The sequence below is a fragment of the Thermanaerovibrio acidaminovorans DSM 6589 genome, from assembly GCF_000024905.1.
Classification (GTDB): domain Bacteria; phylum Synergistota; class Synergistia; order Synergistales; family Synergistaceae; genus Thermanaerovibrio; species Thermanaerovibrio acidaminovorans.
In genome coordinates this window covers 380534-399869 of sequence record NC_013522.1, presented here as the reverse complement: position 1 = coordinate 399869, position 19336 = coordinate 380534, and the positions used below count along the sequence as shown (strand labels likewise).

The window sequence follows — 19336 nt, the reverse complement described above, 5'->3', positions numbered from 1 at the left end:
AGTCGAAGGGGGGCCTGGGCCCCCCTTCGAGAGCGGATCCCTAGGGCAGGAGCCTCGGCGGGATCTTGATGCCCCGATCCATGAAGAACTTTATCGCCCCGGGGTGCAGGGGGGCGCCGAAGAGGCCGTCCAGGGGCTTCTCGTAGTCTATCTTGGCGAAGGCCCCGTGCTCCTTGGCCATCCTGTCCTTGTTGTCGTAGATCACCTTGAGCATGTCGTACACCACCTGGTCCGGCACGCTCTTGTCCACGATCAGGGCGGACTTTATCCCCGCCAGGTTGAGGGGCTTGTCCTGCTTAGGGTAGGTCCCCGCGGGCACCACCACCCGGTAGTAGTAGGGGCCCTCCTTCCTAAGGCGCTGCAGGTCCTCGTCGGAGAACTCGAGGAACTTGACCTTGGTCCTGCCCGCCAGGAGCTCCGATACGGCCCCCACGGGAACCCCTGCCTCGGCGTTGAAGGCGTGGATCTGGCCGTTCTGGAGCGCCTGGGAGGCCTCGGTGTAGCCCACCCGCTCGGGGACTATGTCGTCGAAGGTGAGCCCCGCCACCGCCTTGAGGATCACCCGGCTGGAGAACTCGGTCCCCGACGCGGCGGGGCCAACCGCCACCTTCTTGCCCTTAAGGTCCTTCCAGGTGGATATTTTGGCGTCCTCCCGGACCACGAACTGGGTCACGTCGGGCCAAAGGCCCATCACGTAGCGCAGGTTCTCTATCCTCTTGCCCTCGTAGCGGACCGTCCCGGTGTAGGCGAAACCGGTCAGGTTCGCCATGGCGATGGCCATCTCCGCCTCCTTCTTGCGCATCATCTCCAGGTTCTCCGCGGTGCCGCCGCTGCTCTGGGCGGACCACTTGTAGCCCTTGGAGCCCAAGACCGAGTTGAAGTGGTTGGCCAGGATGGTCCCCACCGGATAGTAGGTGCCCCCGGTGGTGCCGGTCACTATGGTAATGAACTTCCCCGCCGCCAGGGCGGACGTGGCCCCCAACAGGCAGACCATGAGCGCCACGGCTACCGCAATGCGTCCTCGCTTCATCGACAACATCCCTCCTCTTCCCTCATCGAGATCGGAACTGCCATGCAAATATATTGCATTATACATCCCTCTGAAGTCAACGAGGGATCGGGAGGGGGCGTACAAATTGAATCGGGCGGAGGCAAGCCTCCGCCCGTCCAGGGGATCCGGTGTGGTGTATATGGGGGTCAGCGGTTGGTAACCTGGCCTATGGAGATGCTCCTGGTGTGTTCGGTCTTCACCCAGACTCCCTGGTCCTTGGCCAGGAAGGCGGCCTTGAAGAGGATGGGGATCCATGATAGGCCGAAGAGGAAGTAGCCGAACACGTCCTTCACGTAGCCCAGGCAGAGGCGGCGGCGGTGCATGGAGGGTCCCACCAGGGCCACGAAGAGGCAGTGGGCCAATATCATGGCCACCGGGAGCCCCACGAAGGCCATCCACTCCAGCGGGGTGGTGGGGGCCTTGCTCTCCAGGGTGGGGAAGAGGATGGCGTTGTTTATCACCGTGTAGGCCATGCCGGCGAACATGGCCAACAGGGATATGCAGGCCTTGGCGGGGGCCAACAGGTACAGGAACAGGTCCAGGTACTGAAGCCGCCGGGTCCGGAAGAACATCTTGAGGGCCTCCATTCCGTACCGCCAGCAGACCCAGTAGTGGCCCTGCATCCACCGGGTCCGCTGCCGGACCGATATGCGGTAGTCCAGGGGCTTCTCGTCGTACACCACCGCGTGCTCGTTCCAGTGGACCCGGCTGCCGGAAAGGATGAGCCGGGTGGACATCTCCAGGTCCTCGGTGAGGCTCTCCAGGTTCCAGCCGATGCGGCGGAGGGTGGAGGACCTTATGACCAGCCCGGTGCCCCCCAGGGTACAGGACAGGCCCCAGTTGGACCTGGCCAGCTGCCAGAACCGGTTGGTGTACCAGTAGGCCAGGGCGTAGGCCTTGGTGAGCCAGTTGTCGTCCGGGTTCTTGACATCAAGAACCCCCTGGACCGCCTCCGCCTCCGGGTGGGCCTCCATGTAGTCGTTCATCCGGGAGAGGAAGTCCCGGGATGCCAGGTTGTCCGCGTCGAACATGACCAGCGCGTCCACCTCGTCCATGGGTATCTGGGTCAGGGCCCAGCGGACGTTCCAGGTCTTGCCGCTCTTGGTGGTGTCGGTCCTTATGAGGGGAACCGCCCCGTGCAGGGCCGCCACCTGGGCGGTGTGGTCGGTGCAGTTGTCGCAGGACACGAAGACCCGGTAGCAATCCTTGGGATAGTCCTGCTCCTTGAGGCTCTCCAGAAGGGGTCCTATGACCCGGGCCTCGTTGTGGGCGGGGATCAGCACCGCGAAGCGCCGGTACCTGGAGGCCTTGGGGGGCGCCTTGGGGGTCCACCAGCCCCGGAAGCTCACCACGAACTGATATATGCCGTCGGCGATCAGCAACCCGAAGAGCAGGTACAGACAGCACTGAACCAGCCACCAGCCCCACCATACGGAAAAGTAGAACATCTCCTCACCACTCATGACTCTATCCCCCGATCAAGGTTTTCAGTTTCAGAAAGCTTATCGGCTTTACCTCCGATCCGGCGGGTCTCTAAATCCAGATCCCGGAGCGGACAAGGTATTTTACACTCAAGGCAGCCTCTCGCAAACCCTCTGGGCCATGTCCTTCTCCAGTAGCAGGTCCGACAGGCGCAGCGCCTCCGACGCCCCCTCCGCCAGGTCCCGGTAGGCGTCGAAGGGCACCTCCGACAAGGTCCCCATGCTCCAGGCCATCCGGGCGGTGGGGTCCACGAAGACCCCGCCCCTTATGAAGGTCCCGTTTCGGAAGACCACGGTGCCCACCCGGGCGGTTAGAAGGTCCTGGCCGAACGCCAGGGGCATGTTCACCCCCATGATGGACGCCACGGTGGGGCCTATGTCCACGTGCCCCCCGGTGGTCTCCACCACCCTGGCACCCCTGCCCTTGGGGAGCCGTATCATCAGCGGCACCTTCTGCAGGGCCCTCCACCTCAACGGGTCCTTTAGATCCTGCTCCAGGAGGACCTCCAGCTCCGACCCGTTGGCGTTGGGTATGGCGGTGTGGTCCCCGTAGACCACCAGCACCGACCTGTCCAGGATCCCCCTCCTCCTGAGATCCTGCAGAAACCTGCCTATCTGAGCATCCGCATAGTGAATGGCGTTGAGGTAATCCCCCAGAAAGGTCCCCTCCAGGGACCCGTCCAGCTTGAGCGTCCTGGGTATCCCCTGGAACGAGAAGGGGTGGTGGCTGCTCAAGGTCACCATGAAGGCGTAGAAGGGCCCCTTCCGCTCCGATAGGATCCGGGCTCCCTGCTCGAAGAAGCTCCGGTCCGACAGGCCCAGGCCTATCTCCTCATCGCTCCTCAGCCTCTCCTTGCTGAAGAACTCCTGGAAACCCAGGGCGGGGTGCATCCGGTGCCTGTTCCAGAAGGAGGCCCTGTTGCCGTGCATGGATAGGGTCTCGTAGCCGTTCCTCTGGAGGATCCGGGGGAGGGACTCGAAGTAGTTGCCCGAGAACCTCACGTAGGCCACCCCGGTGGCGGAGGGGAAGAGGGAGGTCTGGACCATGAACTCCGCGTCGCAGGTGTTGCCCGCACCGGTCTGGTTGTAGACGTTGGGGAAGTAGAGGCTCCGCCGGGCCAGGCGGTTAAGGTTGGGGGTCACCTCCTGGCCCCCCACCTTCAGGTTCATGACGAACCCCTGGAGGGCCTCCACCTGGACCACTATCAGGTTGAGCCCCTTGCCGGCCCCGTGGAGGGAGTCCCGCTGGGAGACCGGCACCTGCTGGCGGCGCTTGACCGCCCAATCCAGGAGGGCCTCCTCGTCCTGGGCGGCCACCGCCCGGGAGGCGAAGAGGTCCGACGAGGCGTTAATGAGGTCCGCCAGGTGGTACCCCACGGGCCCCAGCGTGAACATCACCGCCGGCCGGTCCCACATGGCCCTCACGTAGCCGGGCACCCTGAGCCTGACGATCCCGGTCTGGAAGCCGAAGGGCAAAAGGCCCAACAGGCACAGGCAGGTCCCCGCGGCCCGGAAGCGGAACCTGAGGTCCCTCTCCCTGGATCTCAAGTCCAAGAGGGCCACCGCCAGGAGGACCGGCAGGTCCATGAGGAACAGCAGGTCCCCCATGGAGAAGAGGGACCGGACCGAGTCCCACACGTCCCCCAGCTGTCCCGCCAGGGAGAGGCTGCGAACGGTGAAGAGGTCCGTGTAGTACCTATAGTAGAGCAGGTCCGCCAGACAGAGGGCGGACACCAGGGCGCTCACCGCCACGAACCCCAGGGGCCTCACCCTCCTGGGGAGCAGAAGGGGCAGCCCCGAAAGGGCCAGGGCACCCAGGATGGTGGACCAGAGAACCTGGGGCCACCACTGGGATCCCCCCCTCATGGAGTCGCAGAGGGCCAGGAACTTGAAGGAGCTGACGGTCCAGACCGCCAGGGGCCATATGAGGTGCCCCGCCAACCCCCGGATCCCACCCGGATTACCCCTGAACTTCATGTCTCATATCCTCCCAATTAAACCGCCTTCGAAGATCCGATAGATTATACACCCACCCCCCCGGAAGGCAAGCCGAAACGGAGACCCACCGGGCCGGAATATTCCGCCCCGGTCGCAACTGTGGGCCATCAGCGGGTCACTAAACTAAAATTCGGTAAATAGTTTTGATATTTTTGGCAAATAGACAAATATATCCAATAAACTTAGAATATCCCCTCAAAAAAGGGGGGATATCGATGGTGGCCATGGACAAGCTCTGACCAGGGGCCCGCGTCCCGTGGGGGCAGCGCGACCTCCTGCCTCCCTAGCCGGTCCCTGGCAAAGGCAAAGCGAACCCGCTTGGAGACCGGAAGGGAGGAGATTGAGGATGGATCTACTGCGTTTCGTCCAGGAAGTTAACCGGGTGTTGTGGGGCTATCTGCTCATCTTCCTGCTCTGCGGCACCGGCCTGTTTCTCACCTTCAAGCTTCGCTTCGTCCAGATCCGGCTCTTCGGGAGGGCCTTCAGGAAGGCCTTCGGGGAGCTGAACCTCTTCGGCCAGAGGGCTGGCAGGGAGGGCATGTCCTCCTTCCAGGCCCTGGCCACCGCCATCGCCGCCCAGGTGGGAACCGGCAACCTGGCGGGGGCCGCCACCGCCATCGCCATGGGGGGCCCGGGGGCCATCTTCTGGATGTACCTGGCGGCCTTCTTCGGCATGGCCACCAACCTGGCGGAGGCCACCCTGGGACAGCTCTACAAGACCCAGGACGACAGGGGCAACGTGACCGGGGGCCCCGCATACTACATAAGCCAGGGGCTCCACATGCCCCGCATGGCGGCCTTCTTCTCCATCGCCATAATCGCCGCCCTGGGCTTCATGGGCAACATGGTCCAGTCCAACTCCATCGCCGACGCGTTCAAGACCGCCTTCAACGTACCCCCCCTGGTGACCGGCCTGGCCCTGGGAGCAGTGGGGGCCTTCGTGTTCATCGGCGGCATAGGCCGAATAGCGGCGGTGACCGAGAAGATGGTGCCACTGATGGCGGGGATCTACATCCTGGGCAGCCTCTACATAATAGTCACCTACATACCCCAGCTGCCCCACGTGATCTGGTCCATCCTGCTGGGGGCCTTCGACCCCATGGCGGCCACCGGAGGGGTCGTGGGGGCCACCATCCGGGAGGCGGCCCGGTACGGCATCGCCCGGGGGCTCTTCTCCAACGAGGCGGGGATGGGGTCCACCCCCCACGCCCACGCGGTGGCCAAGGTAAGCCACCCGGCGGAACAGGGCCTCATGGGCATCGTTGGGGTATTCATCGACACCTTCGTGGTGCTCAACATGACCGCCTTTGCAATCCTCTGCACCGGCGTCCTGGACGGCAAGACCACCGGCATAGCCCTCACCCAGCGGGCCTTCACCGCCGCCATGGGCCCCATGGGCAACGCCTTCGTGGCCACCTGCCTCCTCTTCTTCGCCTTCTCCACCATCGTGGGCTGGTACTTCTTCGGGGAGGCCAACGTGAAGTACCTGCTGGGAACCCGGGGGCTCACCCCCTACAAGCTGGCGGTGGTGGGCTTCATCATCTTGGGGTCCACCCTCAAGGTGGACCTGGCGTGGGAGCTGGCGGACACCTTCAACGGCCTCATGGTGCTTCCAAACCTGCTGGCGCTGATCATGCTGGCCCCCCAGGTGATCAAGGCCCTCAAGGACTTCGAGACCCAAGATCCCAACCACAGGGGCTGAAAAAGGGGGGCCGCAGGCCCCCCTCCACTACCTCTCCACCGGGTCCTTCCGGCCCGAGAAGTCCCAGAAGAAGGCCTCAAAGTCCACCAGGCGGAACACCTCGAACCGGGGATTGTCCGGGGTTCCGTACATCTCCCTCAAGGTCTCGTTCCCGTCCAATATCCGCTTCTTCTGCTCAAGGCCCGGGAAGAACTCCGCCTTACCCCGAATCCTTAGCGTAACGGACCAGTCTGGGGTGCAGAAGGCCACTTCGCAGCGGGGATCCGCCTTCAACTGTCCGTAAACCTCCTTGTCGTTGGAAAGACAGAAAAGGGGACAACCCCGATCCTCGAACTGGAACATGAAGGGCCTAACCCGGGGCCCCCCCTCCGACCAGGTGGCCAGGAACCCGAAGGGGTTCTTGGCCAGGAAGTCGTACATGTCCTTCAGCTTGGCCAAAACGATCACTCCTTTCTCGGATTTTAACCTTTATATCCTACACCAACTTCCCCCTGGAGTTTCAAGAGAGGGGTATAATCGTGGCGAGGGGTGATAACGATCTTGTTCAAACCGTACAAGCTCGCGCTCACGATCATGCTGGCCGTAATCCTGCTCGGAGGCCAGGCCTGGGGGGAGGAGGTGCCCTTCGGGGCCTTTAGGGGCTACAACCTGATCTACATCCAGATGGAGTCCATCCAGCAGTTCCTCATAGGCTCCCGGGTGGACGGCCGGGAGGTTACGCCGAACCTGAACAGGCTCCACTCCTCCGGGGTCTCCTTCTCCCGGTGCTACGCCCAGACCGGCATGGGGAACACCTCCGACGCGGAGCTGCTGGCCATGTGCTCCATCCTGCCCCTTCCGGACGGGGCGGCCTTCAAGGACATATCCAAGCCGATGCGATCCCTTCCGAGGGCCCTCAAGGAGGCGGGCTACCACACCTACGCCTTCCACGGCAACTCCCCATCGGTTTGGAACCGGAAGAAGGTCTATCCCCTAATAGGCATCGACCGCTACTACCACCAGGGGGCCCTGGTGAACGACCAGCTGGTGGGGCTGGGCATATCGGACCTGAGCCTCTCAAGGCAGTTGATCCACACCCTCTCCCGGGGTCTCCTAAGGGAGCCCTTCTTCGCCTTGGTGATGACCCTCTCCAGCCACCACCCCTACAAGGTGGACAAGGTGTGGGACTTCGACTCCGGGAAGTTCCAGGGCACCACCCTGGGGGACTACCTCCAGAGCGCCAATTACACGGATCACGCGGTGGGGCTCCTGGTGGACTGGGTGACCCGATCCCCCCTGGGAAGGCGGACCATCATCGCCCTCTACGGGGACCACCGGGCACCGGGGATCGGGGATACGGAGGAGCTGAACCGGTTCCTGGAGATGAACTCCATGGAGAGACTCACCCGGGAGCCGCACCGGCAGAGGGACTTCGGCCGGGTCCCCATGATCCTGCTGATCCCCTCCAGGGAGGGGTACCTCAGGCTCCAGGTGGACCGGCCGGTAGGGCAGCTTGACCTGGCCCCCACGGTGGCCCACCTATTGGGGATCCCCTTCGAGGGGGCGGGGCAAAACGTCCTTGGAGAGGGGACCGATCTGGTCCCCTTCCCCCAGGACGAGATCATATACCGGGATTACTGGAGCGCCTTCGGCGGCAAGCGGGTGGTGGACCTTACCCTCAACGCGAGCGCCCCACCGGTCCTCAACCCCCAGTGGCGGGAGGCGGAGCGGGTGAAGGCCCTCTCCAGACGGATGCTGGGCCTGCCCTGAGCTAGATCTCCAGCTCCTCCCCAAGCCCCATCTTGAGAGCCAGGTCGAGGGCCCGCCGGGCGCACACCACGTCCAGGGCACCGAAGCCCACGCTCTTCATTACGGTTATCTGGGCGCTGGAGCTCCTCCCCTGCTTCAGCCCCAGCAGGATCTCCCCCAGCTCGCCGGTTATCCGCTCGGGACCGAAGGCCCCCTCGGATATGGGGATCAGCAGGTCCCCCGCCTCCTCCATGACCGCCTTCAGGTTGTCCACGAAGACCAGGTCCGCCCGGGTGAGGGTCTCGGTGTCCAGCTCCCGGGCGGAGGGGGTGTAGGCCCCTATGGCGTTCACGTGGGCCCCCATGGGGAGCATGGCCCCGGGAAAGACCGGGGTGCTGGAGGTGGTGACGGTGGTTACCACCATGGCGTTGGCCACCGCTTCCTCCGGATCCTCCGCGGGGACCAGACGGCAACCCCGGGCCTCCGCCATGGGACGGGCGGCCTCGATGAAGGCCATTATCCTCTCCCTGAACTGGTCATAGACCTTCACCTCCTCCAGGGACCGGGCGTGAAGCATCCCCTCCAGCTGGGTCATGGCCTGACCACCGGTGCCGAAGAGGGCGCCGATCCTGGCGTCCTCCCGAGCCAGCAGCTCCGTGCCACAGGCGGTAACCGCCCCGGTCCGGATCCGGGTGAGCTCCGTCCCGTCCAGCAGCGCCTCCACCTCGCCGGTCTCGGAGGAGATGAGCACCATCAGGGACGTTATGGAGGGCTTCCCCTGGGCCAGGTTTCCGGGGAAGACGGATATAACCTTGACCCCCGCGGTCTCCACCACGTGGTCTACCGACGCGGGCATGAAGAGCACGTCCCCGAGCTTCAGCGACAGCCTCTCCCTGACCGGCACCTGACAGCTCCCGGAAGACCAGGCGGACAGGGCCCTCTTTACCCCCTTCACCGCCTCGGACATGGGGAGCACCCGCTTCAGAACACCGCCCCTTATCAGCCTCAAGGGATCCACCTCCCGCTCTGATGTATAAAACACAGCCAGAATATCAGACCCCCATACCCCCATCAACCCCCAAGGAGCCCGTCAAGCTCCACCCTCATGGCCCGGAAGACCCAGTTGCCCTCCCGGGACGAGGGGGTGTTCATCCGGTGTCTGGACCCCAATAGCATCAGGTCCTGCAGGGGCACGATCCTCCACCGGCTGGGGGAGTTCAGCGCCAGGCGCACCATCTCCCTCACCGCCTCCTCCGCCGTGAGGGGCCTCCCCACGTACCGGAAGAGCCCCCTCCTCTCCTCCGCCGAGGCGGATAGCCACCAGCCCAGGGTGGTGTCGTTGTCGTGGGTGCCGGTGTACGCCAATCCCAGCCCCTCGTGGTTGAAAGGCAGGTGGGGATTGTCATCACCCCCGGAGAAAGCGAACTGGAGGACCCGCATCCCCGGTAGCCGGTACCTTAGCCTGAGGCGGGTAACGTCCTGGGTTATCACCCCCAGGTCCTCCGCCACGATGGGCAGGGAGGGTCCCTCCCCGGATGGATCTCCCCCCAGGTCCTCCACCAGGGCATCGAAAAGGGCCTCCCCTGGCCCCGGCCTCCAACGGCCCCTCACCGCGGTCATCTCCTCCGCCGGTATGGCCCAGTACCCCGCAAAACCCCGGAAGTGATCCAGCCGGACCGCGTGGAACCACTCCAGGGCCTTGCGGAGCCTCACCCGCCACCATAGGTACCGGTCCTCCCCCATGGCCTCCCACCGGTACAGGGGGTTGCCCCACCGCTGGCCGGTCTCGCTGAAGTAGTCCGGCGGCACCCCAGCCACCTCTACCGGGTTCCCCTCCCCGTCCAGCTCGAACAGGTACGGGCAGGCCCAGGGGTCCATGCCGTCGTGGGCCACGTAGATGGGCATGTCCCCCAGGAGCCTCACCCCCAGGGCCTCGCAGTGGGCCCTGAACCGGTCCAGCTGTCGCCTGGCCAGGAACTGCTCGAACCGGTACAGCTCCGCCCCCTCCTCCAGCCCTTCGTCCCAGTGGGCCAGGGCCCTCTCAAGGGACCTGAAGCGCTCGGGCCAGTGGACCCAGTGGCTGCCCCCCAGGGAGTCCTTCAGGGCCATGAAGACCCCCCAGCCCTCAAGCCACTCCCACTCCCGCTGGCGAAACTCCAGGTACCGGTCCCTCATGTGCCCCCTCTTGAGGGCCTGGAAGGCCAGGGCAACCCCCGCCCTTCGGGCCCGGAAGGCCCCCTGCAAGTCCGCCCTCCAGGGATCCGGCAGCCGTACTTGGAGGTTGCGGAGCTCCTCCCCGGGTATCCAGCCCTCCTCCGCCAGGTCATCCAGGGATATCACCGTGGGGTTCAGGGGCAGGGCCCCGTAGGAGGCGTAGGGGCTGAAGCCCATGGCGGGGTTAGGGTAGTTGAGGGGCAGCATCTGCCAGATGGTCCACCCCTGAGCGGCCATCCCCTCCGCCACGGACCTGGCCACGGGCCCCAGGTCCCCTGCCCCGTAGGGACCTGGCAGGGACGTGAAGTGAAGCAGCACTCCCCTCCTGCGCTCCAGAAACATGGACATCCCTCCCATCAAGCGGGCTCCAGGAAGATGAACGAGTGGCCCGGCAGGGTCAGCTCCAGGGAGAAGGGCCTGCCGTGGGATCCCTGGTCCCGGGCCCACACCCCACCCAGGTTGCCCTCCCCGGAGCCCCCGTAGCAGGCCCCGTCGGAGTTGAGGGCCTCCCGCCAGAAGCCTCCCCTGGGGACCCCCACCACGTAACCCCGGCGGGTAACCGGGGTGAAGTTGCCTATGCCCAGCACCATTCCCCCGTCCCGGGAGAATCTGATGCACGACAGGACCACGTTGTCCCGGTCGTCGCAGTCAACCCACTGGAACCCCTCCCTCTGGAAGTCCAGCTGGTAGAGGCACGGCCGCTCCCGGAGGAAACGGTTCAGGTCCTTGACCCACTGGAAGACCCCCCGGTGCAGGTCCGACTGGGCTATCAGGTGCCAGTCCAGGCTCCTATCGTGATCCCACTCCGCCTCCTGGCCGAATTCGCCCCCCATGAAGAGCAACTTCTTGCCCGGATGGCAGTACATCCAGCCGTAGAGGAGCCTTAGCGCCGCCGCCCTCTGCCACGGATCCCCCCACATCTTCCCCCACAGGGAGCCCTTTCCGTGGACCACCTCGTCATGGGAGAGGGGTAGGACGAAGTTCTCCGAGTAGTTGTACCAGAGGCCGAAGGTGAGCTCCTCCAGGTGCCACCTCCGGTGGATCGGATCCCGGGACATGTGGCGCAACACGTCGTGCATCCAGCCCATGTTCCACTTCATGCCGAAGCCTAGCCCCCCCAGGAACGCGGGTCGGCTCACCATGGGCCAGGAGGTGGACTCCTCCGCTATGGTCTCCACCCCCGGGAAGCTCCGGTATAGCTCCGCGTTCATGGCCCGGAGGAACTCGATGGCCCCCAGGTTCTCCCTCCCTCCGTACCGGTTGGGGACCCACTCCCCCGGGGGCCGGGAGTAGTCCAGGTAGAGCATGGAAGCCACCGCGTCCACCCGCAGGGCGTCCGCGTGGTACACGTCGCACCAGAAGGCGGCGGAGCTCCCCAGGAAGCTGACCACCTCGGGCCGGTCGTAGTTGAAGATCCCGGACTTCCAGTCCGGGTGGTAACCCTTTCGGGGGTCCTGGTGCTCGAAAAGGCAGGTGCCGTCGAAGAAGCCCAGCCCGTGGCCGTCCTTGGGAAAGTGGGAGGGAACCCAATCCAGGATGACCCCTATCCCCAGCCGGTGTAGGTGGTCCACCAGGCACATGAAGTCCTGGGGGGAGCCGTAGCGGGAGGTGGGGGCGAAGTAGCCCAGGGTCTGGTAGCCCCAGGATCCGTAGAATGGATGCTCCATCACCGGCAACAGCTCCAGGTGGGTGAAGCCCGTCTCCCTCAGGTAGTTGCCAAGCCTCTCCGCCGCCTCCCGGTAGTACAGCGGACGGTTCCCCTCCTCTGGCACCCTCTGCCAGGAACCCAGGTGGGCCTCATATATGGTCCAGGGGGACTCCAGCCAGTTCTTGGCCCCCCGCCCCTCCATCCATTCCCCATCCCCCCAGGAGTACGACAGGTCCCACACCACCGAACCGCTCCTGGGAGGACACTCGAAGAGGAAGCCGAAGGGATCCGTCTTCTCGTAGGTCTCGCCGGTCACCCGGGACCTTATCACGTACTTGTAGACGTCCCCCGCCTTGGCGAAGGGGACGAAACCCTCGAAGATCCCGGACCCGTCCCACCGGGGGTAGAGCCGGTGGGAGTCCGGGTCCCATCCGTTGAAGTCCCCCGCCACCGACACCCATTCCGCGTTGGGGGCCCAAAGGGCGAAGAGGGCCCCGGGCTGGCCGTCCACCTCCATGGGGTGACAACCGAGACACCGGTAGAGTCGGAAGTGCCGCCCCTCCTTGAAAAGGTAAACGTCGTAGTCGCTCATGAGGCTGATCCCCGGTACTGCGCGGGACAACACCACATCCCCCCTCCATCTCTCAAACTTCTCCCTGGCCCATGAGGCCGTCAAGATGTATATTACAATCAACTTATAAAACAGGAAAGCGAGGGATCGAAATGGGGTTGAAGGCCTTGGCATCCGCCCTGGAGGGGGCCCGTAGGATCGTGGTGCTCACCGGGGCCGGGATATCCACCGCGTCGGGCATACCGGACTTCCGGGGGCCCAACGGCATATACCGTCAGCTGGGGGCGGAGGCGGAGAGGATCTTCGACATAGACCACTTCATGGTGAACCCCTCCACCTTCTACGGGTTCCACCGCAGGTTCCTGGAGATGGTGGAGGCCGTACGGCCCTCCTTCGCCCACCGGTTCATCGCCAAGCTGGAGGAGACGAAGGACCTCGCGGTGATAACCCAGAACGTGGACGGGCTACACCAGCGGGCGGGCTCCAGGAACGTGATCGAGATCCACGGCGGCATCGGGGAGAACTCGTGCCTCACCTGCGGACGCACCTACTCGTTGGGGGACCTTAAGGCCATGATGGAGGAGCGGGAGGTGCCCCTCTGCTCCTGCGGAGGGCTCATAAAGCCCCACGTGGTCTTCTTCGGCGAGGGGGTAAGGGACCTTGATCGGTGCATGGAGCTCTCCAGGGACTGCCAGGTCATGCTGGTGGTGGGCTCCTCCCTCACCGTGACCCCCGCGGCGTCGCTCCCAAGCCTGTGCAAGGGCACCCTGGCGGTGGTGAGCCGGGGGGAAATATACACCGGACACGTGAGAAGGCCGATAGATATAATGATAGAGGAGGACATAGACCCCTTCTTCATGAGACTGGCGGCGGAGATGGGGCTGAAACCCTAGACCCATGGGGGTGGTTGATTGACCAGGTACATGGTCCTGGCGGTGGGGGCCAGGAGGCTGGCGGTGCCGTTGGACATGGTCATCCGGGCCCTGCCGGCGGCGGCGCTGAGCCCCGAGGGGCGGTGCGGCACCGTGGCGGGGACCCTGAAGGTGGGCTCCCAGGTGATCCCCGTGGCGGACCCCCGAGGCCCCATGGAACAGGACGCAAAGGAGATGAAGACCTCGGACGCCATAGTGCTGGTCACCACGGACCGGGGAACGGTTGGCCTGTGGGTGGACCAGGTGGAGGGGATATTCGAGCCCCTGTCCCAGGCCCAGTCCCCAGGGGGCCTGGTGATCCAGTACGGCCACGAGAGGGACCAGATGGCCACGGTGCTGAACCCGGGGGACCTCCTGGGATGAACCAAGGATCCGACGGACTGGAGCAACTGGCCCGGCGCCTCTCCCGGTCCATATCCCTCGCGTTCGGGATCCAGATGGAGGGACGGGAGGGGGATCTGACCAAGGCCCTGGAGGACTGGTGCCGGGAGAAGGGGATCCTCCCAGGCCAGCTGGAGCGGCTTGGGATGGACAGGCTGGTGGCCATCGGCGGGGAGCTCATGCGGGTGGGGGAGACGTTCTTCATGAGGCAGAGGGCCTCCACGGAGGACTTCCTGGTGGCCCTCTCGAACCGGCGGAACCTCAAGATCTGGTGCCCCGCCTGCAGCTCCGGGGAGGAACCCTACTCCATGGCGATCCTGCTGATGAACATGGGCAAGGAGGACTTCCACATAATCGGCACCGACATAAGCCCCTCCGCCATAGCCAAGGCCATGAGGGGGGTCTACTCCCGCTGGTCCCTCCGGGGAATGGACGGCACGTCCCCCGTGAGGACCTACTTCGACGAGACCCCTGACGGGCTCTTCCAGCTCAAGGAACGCTACCGGCGGAACGTCACCTTTCACGTGGGCAACGTCTTTCAGCCCCCGGAGGGTGCGTTCCACGGCGTCTCCTGCAGGAACCTGTTCATATACTTCACCGAGGAGGCCATAAGGAGGGCCCTGGAGGTGTTCCACAGAATCCTCCTGGAGGGAGGCCTCCTTACCGTGGGCTACGCGGAGGCCCCATCGGTGGCCTCCCTGGGCAGGGACCTATTCGCCCCGGCGGGACACTCCACCTTTCAGGCAGTCTTGCATTGGCACCCCCAAGCCCCCGGGGGGCACAACCCCAAGGACAGGACAGGTCCCACCCCGGCCAGGCCACCCGCCCCCAGCCCACGGGCCTCGGCCCCCAAGGGAAAGCCGCCGGTGGAAGGCCCCCAAGGGGCTCAGGGGACCCCATCCCCACACCGGACGGTGGAGGAGATAACCAGGATGGCCGACGGGGGGGACCTGGAGGGGGCCCTCGCCGCCTGCCGGGCCGCCCAGGAGACCCACGTCAAGGACCCCAGGTTCCCATTCCTGGAGGGGGTGGTGCTGATGGACATGGGGCTGGACCAGGAGGCCATGAGGGCCCTCTCGAGGGCGGTCTTCATCGACCCCCTCTTCCCCGAGGCCCACTACTGCATCATGATGCTCGCCGCCTCCCGGGGGGACCTATCGCTGGCCAATAGGCACGCCAGGCTACTGCTGAGCTCCATCCAGGGGATGGATGACGATGGCCATACCCTCCTGGGGGAGTCGGTCAGGGTGAGGGACATGAGGCGGGCCGCCCAGGGGGTTATCACCTGATGCCCAAGGGTTTAAAATCCAGTGGGGGAGGTGATGTCCATTGGTATCCCAAGGATCCGGAGTCAACGCCAGGCTGCTGGAGAGGGCCCGAAGGCTGGCGGCGGAGTCACATGAGAGGTCGGACTGGGAGGAGCTCATGGTGTTCAGGAGGGGGTCGTCCCTGCTGGCCTTCCGGCCCGACTCCTGGGGCGAGGTGGTGCGCCTCAAGGGTTACACCCCCATTCCCACCCTTCCCCCCCACGTGGCGGGGGTCTTCAACCTGAGGGGGTCCATAGTGCCCCTCCTGGACCTGTCCTACCCCCTCAAGATCGAGGCCCCGGGCCCCCTAAGGGTAGCCATGGTAACCTTAAACCGGCACGGCCAGTTCGGGATCGGCTTCGACTCCCTGGAGGGCACCATGAGGGTCCCCCGGGAGGACGTGACGGAGACCCCCCCGGACCACCCCCTGGAGGGGATGGCGGGAGACGTGATGATAGTCCGGATGGAGGCCCTGGCCTTGTGACCGGAAACCGGTGTTATCATCAGCTCAACATAATCGTGAAGAATAGGGGGTTGCGCCGTGTCGTTCAGACCTAGCATAAGATCCCGCTTGACCGTCTTCGTCCTGGCCCTTTTGCTGATGCTGGGGGGCCTTGGGGCCTTCGTCTTCCTCCTGAAGGAGCGGATATCCTACTCCATAAGGCACGCCCAGGACCTGGCAAGCATGTCGGTCCTGGCGGACGAGATCAACTACAGGCGGCTCCAGGTGAGGGTCAATTTCCTCAACAGCATGGCGACCCTCTCCACCTCCAGGATGGGGGAGGATGAGGCCCGGCGGCTGGTGTCCGACAAGTCCTCCGCCATAGACCAGGTGGGGCGCCAGGTGGCCCAGCTCTCCCGGATGGCGGGGGCCAAGGGAGGTGACCTGGCCCAGGTGGGGACCCAGCTAGAGGAGTCCTACTCCGTCTGGAGGGAGGGGCACGCCCAGCTGGACCGGGCGTTCCTGGAGGCGGCCCGGGCGCTGGCCACCCGGAGGGGCAGGGAGGAGCTGGCCAGGCTGGATCAGCACATCTCCAGGATGGTGGCGGTCTCGGACGCCTTCGGGGTCCTGTCGGAGAGGACCGCGGACCGGTTCGGACAGGAGGAGACCTCCGCCCTGGAGTCGGTGGACCGGATGTACAACGAGTTCGCCCACAGGTCCCTCCTGGTGATAGGCCTGATAATCCTGCTGACCCTGCTGACCGGCTACTGGGTGACCTCCTCCATCTCCCGGATCGTAGGCCTGGCGTCGGAGGCCATGGCCCGGCTTGAGGCGGGGGAGTTGGACGTCCAGCTGGATCCGGGGCTGCTCCAGGGGGATGACGAGATGGGCGTCATGGCCAGGAGCATAAGGTCCACTGCGGACCGGATAAGGGGGCAGGTGCTGGAGACCCGGGCGGTGGCGAAGGGCATAGAGTCCCTCTCGGTGACCGCCTCGGCGGTGGCGTCCCAGCTGGCGGCCAGTGCGGAGGAGAACTACGCGTCCCTGGCGGAGAGCTCCACGTCCATGGAGGAGATAAAGGCCACCGCCAAGACCACCGCCAAGAAGATGGAGGACGCCAGCGAGCTGACCAAGCGGGGTCTGGAGCTGGTGATCGCCACCCACGAGGCCGCCACGGCCCTGCTGGACGCCATCGAGCGCATCCGGGAGAGGATGGGCTTCCTCTCGGACACCATAGTCACCCTGAACGATAAGACCCGGGAGATCATGGACGTGGCGGACACGGTGGAGGACCTGGCGGAGCAATCGAACCTGCTGGCGGTGAACGCCGCGGTGGAGGCCGCCAAGGCTCAGGAGGCGGGCAGGGGCTTCGCAGTGGTGGCCTCGGAGATAAAGTCCATGGCGGAGCAGTCCAAGGCCCAGGCCAAGGAGGTTAAGCGCAAGCTGGGGGAGGTGCAACGGGCCACATCCGCGGCGGTGATGGCCACCGAGCAGGGGGTGAAGGCCACCAACGAGGCCTCCAGGCACACGGAGCCGGTCAGGTCCGCCATGGACCAGATGGCCCGGCACCTGGGGGAGATAGCCCAGATGTCCACCCAGACCCTCAGGGCCAACCAGGACCTCTTCCTGGGGGTGGATCAGGTGAACCAGGCCATGGAGCAGATCCGCTCCACCAGCAGGGACAACACGGAGGCCATCAAGGAGCTGGAGTCCGCCACCCTGGACCTCAAGGCGGCCAGCTACAACCTGACCAAGGTGCTGGAAGTCTACAGGATCTGAGGTGGCACCATGACCCAGGACTTCATGGAGGAGCTCTGGCAGGACTTCATCCTGGAGGCGGGGGAGTACGTGTCAATGGTCCGGGACGTCCTTGGGGACCCGGCGGCGGTCCGGGATCCCAAGAGGCTTGAGGAGGCCTACCGGGCCCTTCACAACATGAAGGGGGCCTCCCAGGCGGTGGGCTACCTTAAGGTCAGCACCCTGTGCCAGGCCATGGAGTCGGTGGTGTCCGCCGCCAAGAGGGGGGGCCTGTCCTTGGAGACCCCCCACATCCTCACCCTGGGATCCGCCCTGGACTCCCTGTCTCGGCTCATCCAGGGGGAGGAGCTCAATGTGGGAGACCTGCTGAAGGCCCTTAAGGACCTGGCGGAGGGAAGGCAAGTGGACGTGCCCTCCCCCTCCGCCCCAAGGGCTCCCCAGGGGGAGACACCGCCCCCCGGGGAGCCGGTGGCCCCGGCGGACCAGCCGGATCGCCAACCAAGCCCTCCGGCGCCCCAGGGATCCGACACGGTGAGGGTCCGGTTCTCCCAGGTGGAGGAGTTGTCCATGCTCCTGGAGGACCTGATCCCCCTGGTGCTCTACGCGGCCAGGAAGGCGGAGGACCTGAACCAGGCGGCCAAGGGGCAAGCGGGGAACTTGAGGCACCTTCGGGAACTCACCAAGGGCCTCCTGGAGGACGTGGGATCCATAGACCGGTCGGTCAAGAACCTGCTGGACAAGGTGAGGCAACTTAGCATGCTCAGCGCTTCCGGGCTTCTTCGGTACCTCAAGGAGGCCGCGTCATCCCTGGCGATCAAGACCCAGAAGGAGTTATGGGTCTCCGTCAGCGGAGGGGACGTGAGGCTGGACAGGAACGTGATGGAGTCTCTCAAGGAGCCCTTGGTGCATCTGGTCCGGAACTCGGTGGACCACGGCATCGAGCCCCCCCAGGATAGGGAGGCCTCCGGCAAGCCAAGGGTGGGGAACCTGGAGATAGAGATCTCCGCCAGCGGCAGCGTGGGGATCCTGACCGTCCGGGACGACGGCCGGGGCATTGATCCCAGGAGGCTCAAGCAGAGGGCCCTTAAGGACCGGCTGATAACCCCCGAGGAGGCGGAGGCCATGTCGGACCAGGAGGCCACGGAGCTGATCTTCCGCTCCGGGTTCTCCACCGCGGACAGGGTCACCGACGTCTCCGGCCGGGGCATAGGCATGTCCATAGTGAAGGAGACGGTGGAGCGCCTGGGGGGATCCATCCGGGTTGAGAGCCAAGTTGGGCACGGTACCTGCTTCACATTGGAGTTCCCGGTCACCATGCGGACCTACCAGGGGGTCCTGGTGGCCGCGGGGGGGCACCTCTTCTCCCTCCCCTCATCATCCGTGGAGTGCTCCATCAGGATCGAGCGCTCCCCTCACCCAGGAATGATCAGGGTAAAGGATCGCCACCTCCCCCTGGTCCCCCTGGGGGATCTGCTGTCCCTCAAGGACGGCACCTCCTCCAAGGGATCAAGGCCCGTGGCGGTGGTGATCTCCTCCTCCGGGTCCTCGGTGGCCATCCAGGTGGACCAGGTCCTGGGGGTCCACGAGGGGATCCTGAAGCCCCTGGGTGAGTTCCTGGGCAAGGTCAGGTTCTTTCAAGGTGGCGTCCTGCTGGGCAACGGCAGTGTGGTGCCGGTGCTCAACCCGTCGGACCTGGCGGACTCCTCCCCCCACGGCTCATCGGCCGGCCAAGGGGCCCAGGCGGACCAGGGGCCCAAGAGGATCCTGGTGGTGGAGGACTCGGTCACATCCAGGGCCCTCCTGAGGAACCTGATGACCTCCCTGGGCTACCAGGTCACCACCGCGGCGGACGGCCAGGAGGCCTGGGAGGTGATATCCCGGGATCCCCACCACCTGGTGATAACCGACGTGGAGATGCCCCGGATGGACGGGTTCGAGCTCACCCGGCGGATCAAGGGCTCCCCCGCGTTGAGGTCCATCCCGGTCATCCTGGTCACCTCCCTTGAGTCCCCGGAGGACGTCCAGCGGGGCATCGAAGCAGGTGCGGACGCCCACGTACCCAAGGGGAGCTTCGACCAAGGGAGGCTGACTTCCCTGGTATCAGACATGCTGGGATGATTGGA

The 19336-nt window shown here is 65.1% G+C and carries 15 protein-coding genes; 8 read left to right on the top strand and 7 right to left on the bottom strand.

Annotation, left to right across the window (positions count from 1 at the left end; genetic code table 11):
* Nucleotides 1-40: 40 nt before the first annotated feature.
* The 3 genes from TACI_RS01850 to TACI_RS01840 all read right to left on the bottom strand — a co-directional run bounded on the left by TACI_RS01850 (nt 41) and on the right by TACI_RS01840 (nt 4509).
* Nucleotides 41-1030, bottom strand: a complete 990-nt coding sequence (locus TACI_RS01850) for a TAXI family TRAP transporter solute-binding subunit (RefSeq protein WP_012869124.1) — start codon at nt 1028-1030, stop codon at nt 41-43.
* Between the two features lie 167 nt (nt 1031-1197).
* A complete protein-coding gene (locus TACI_RS01845) occupies nt 1198-2514 on the bottom strand; it encodes a glycosyltransferase family 2 protein (RefSeq protein ID WP_012869123.1) in 1317 nt (438 codons plus the stop codon).
* Between the two features lie 108 nt (nt 2515-2622).
* Nucleotides 2623-4509 (bottom strand): LTA synthase family protein, encoded by a 1887-nt coding sequence (locus tag TACI_RS01840; protein ID WP_012869122.1) that lies wholly within the window; start codon nt 4507-4509, stop codon nt 2623-2625.
* 367 nt (nt 4510-4876) lie between these two features.
* Here TACI_RS01840 and TACI_RS01835 point away from each other — a divergent pair, with 367 nt between their 5' ends.
* The gene (locus tag TACI_RS01835; protein WP_012869121.1) at nt 4877-6232 is read left to right on the top strand and encodes an alanine/glycine:cation symporter family protein; all 1356 of its coding nucleotides are present in this window, start codon (nt 4877-4879) and stop codon (nt 6230-6232) included.
* Nucleotides 6233-6259: 27 nt separating this feature from the next.
* On the opposite strand, the gene TACI_RS01830 is transcribed toward TACI_RS01835, so the two are convergent.
* On the bottom strand, nt 6260-6679 hold the full coding sequence (locus TACI_RS01830; RefSeq protein WP_242601134.1) for a pyridoxamine 5'-phosphate oxidase family protein: 420 nt from the start codon (nt 6677-6679) through the stop codon (nt 6260-6262).
* 126 nt (nt 6680-6805) lie between these two features.
* On the opposite strand from TACI_RS01830, the gene TACI_RS01825 reads away from it, so the two are divergent.
* The gene (locus TACI_RS01825) at nt 6806-7981 is read left to right on the top strand and encodes an LTA synthase family protein (protein WP_164925097.1); all 1176 of its coding nucleotides are present in this window, start codon (nt 6806-6808) and stop codon (nt 7979-7981) included.
* 1 nt (nt 7982) lies between these two features.
* Here the strand turns inward: TACI_RS01825 and TACI_RS01820 are convergent, their stop codons facing one another.
* From TACI_RS01820 to glgB, 3 genes are read right to left on the bottom strand one after another with little or no spacing between them, the layout of a single operon-like run.
* The gene (locus TACI_RS01820) at nt 7983-8978 is read right to left on the bottom strand and encodes an ornithine cyclodeaminase family protein (protein ID WP_242601133.1); all 996 of its coding nucleotides are present in this window, start codon (nt 8976-8978) and stop codon (nt 7983-7985) included.
* 53 nt (nt 8979-9031) lie between these two features.
* Nucleotides 9032-10522: a 4-alpha-glucanotransferase gene (gene malQ / locus TACI_RS01815; protein ID WP_242601132.1), complete on the bottom strand. Its 1491-nt coding sequence runs from the start codon at nt 10520-10522 to the stop codon at nt 9032-9034.
* A gap of 8 nt (nt 10523-10530) precedes the next feature.
* On the bottom strand, nt 10531-12414 hold the full coding sequence (gene glgB, locus TACI_RS01810) for a 1,4-alpha-glucan branching protein GlgB (RefSeq protein WP_164925307.1): 1884 nt from the start codon (nt 12412-12414) through the stop codon (nt 10531-10533).
* Between the two features lie 146 nt (nt 12415-12560).
* Between glgB and TACI_RS01805 the strand changes: the two genes are divergently transcribed.
* Genes TACI_RS01805 through TACI_RS01780 form a run of 6 tightly spaced genes read left to right on the top strand, consistent with a single transcriptional unit; the run spans nt 12561 to nt 19331 of the window.
* Entirely contained in the window at nt 12561-13286 is a 726-nt protein-coding gene (locus TACI_RS01805; RefSeq protein ID WP_242601131.1) for an SIR2 family NAD-dependent protein deacylase, read from the top strand.
* Between the two features lie 18 nt (nt 13287-13304).
* On the top strand, nt 13305-13688 hold the full coding sequence (locus TACI_RS01800; RefSeq protein WP_012869114.1) for a chemotaxis protein CheW: 384 nt from the start codon (nt 13305-13307) through the stop codon (nt 13686-13688).
* On the top strand, nt 13685-14995 hold the full coding sequence (locus TACI_RS01795; RefSeq protein WP_012869113.1) for a CheR family methyltransferase: 1311 nt from the start codon (nt 13685-13687) through the stop codon (nt 14993-14995). Before TACI_RS01800 ends, TACI_RS01795 begins: the two co-directional genes overlap by 4 nt.
* Nucleotides 14996-15035: 40 nt before the next feature.
* Nucleotides 15036-15497 (top strand): chemotaxis protein CheW, encoded by a 462-nt coding sequence (locus TACI_RS01790; RefSeq protein ID WP_012869112.1) that lies wholly within the window; start codon nt 15036-15038, stop codon nt 15495-15497.
* Nucleotides 15498-15554: 57 nt separating this feature from the next.
* Nucleotides 15555-17234 (top strand): methyl-accepting chemotaxis protein, encoded by a 1680-nt coding sequence (locus TACI_RS01785; RefSeq protein ID WP_012869111.1) that lies wholly within the window; start codon nt 15555-15557, stop codon nt 17232-17234.
* A gap of 9 nt (nt 17235-17243) precedes the next feature.
* Nucleotides 17244-19331, top strand: coding sequence for a hybrid sensor histidine kinase/response regulator (locus TACI_RS01780; RefSeq protein WP_012869110.1), 2088 nt, complete (start codon nt 17244-17246; stop codon nt 19329-19331).
* The last annotated feature ends 5 nt before the right edge of the window (nt 19332-19336 follow it).

Bases quoted from the DNA above. Each gene is read 5' to 3' on its own strand.
- TACI_RS01850 (WP_012869124.1), bottom strand. From the start codon at position 1,030: ATGAAGCGAGGACGCATTGCGGTAGCCGTGGCGCTCATGGTCTGCCTG.
- TACI_RS01845 (WP_012869123.1), bottom strand. From the start codon at position 2,514: ATGAGTGGTGAGGAGATGTTCTACTTTTCCGTATGGTGGGGCTGGTGG.
- TACI_RS01840 (WP_012869122.1), bottom strand. From the start codon at position 4,509: ATGAAGTTCAGGGGTAATCCGGGTGGGATCCGGGGGTTGGCGGGGCAC.
- TACI_RS01835 (WP_012869121.1), top strand. From the start codon at position 4,877: ATGGATCTACTGCGTTTCGTCCAGGAAGTTAACCGGGTGTTGTGGGGC.
- TACI_RS01825 (WP_164925097.1), top strand. From the start codon at position 6,806: ATGCTGGCCGTAATCCTGCTCGGAGGCCAGGCCTGGGGGGAGGAGGTG.
- malQ (WP_242601132.1), bottom strand. From the start codon at position 10,522: ATGTCCATGTTTCTGGAGCGCAGGAGGGGAGTGCTGCTTCACTTCACG.
- glgB (WP_164925307.1), bottom strand. From the start codon at position 12,414: ATGAGCGACTACGACGTTTACCTTTTCAAGGAGGGGCGGCACTTCCGA.
- TACI_RS01795 (WP_012869113.1), top strand. From the start codon at position 13,685: ATGAACCAAGGATCCGACGGACTGGAGCAACTGGCCCGGCGCCTCTCC.
- TACI_RS01780 (WP_012869110.1), top strand. From the start codon at position 17,244: ATGACCCAGGACTTCATGGAGGAGCTCTGGCAGGACTTCATCCTGGAG.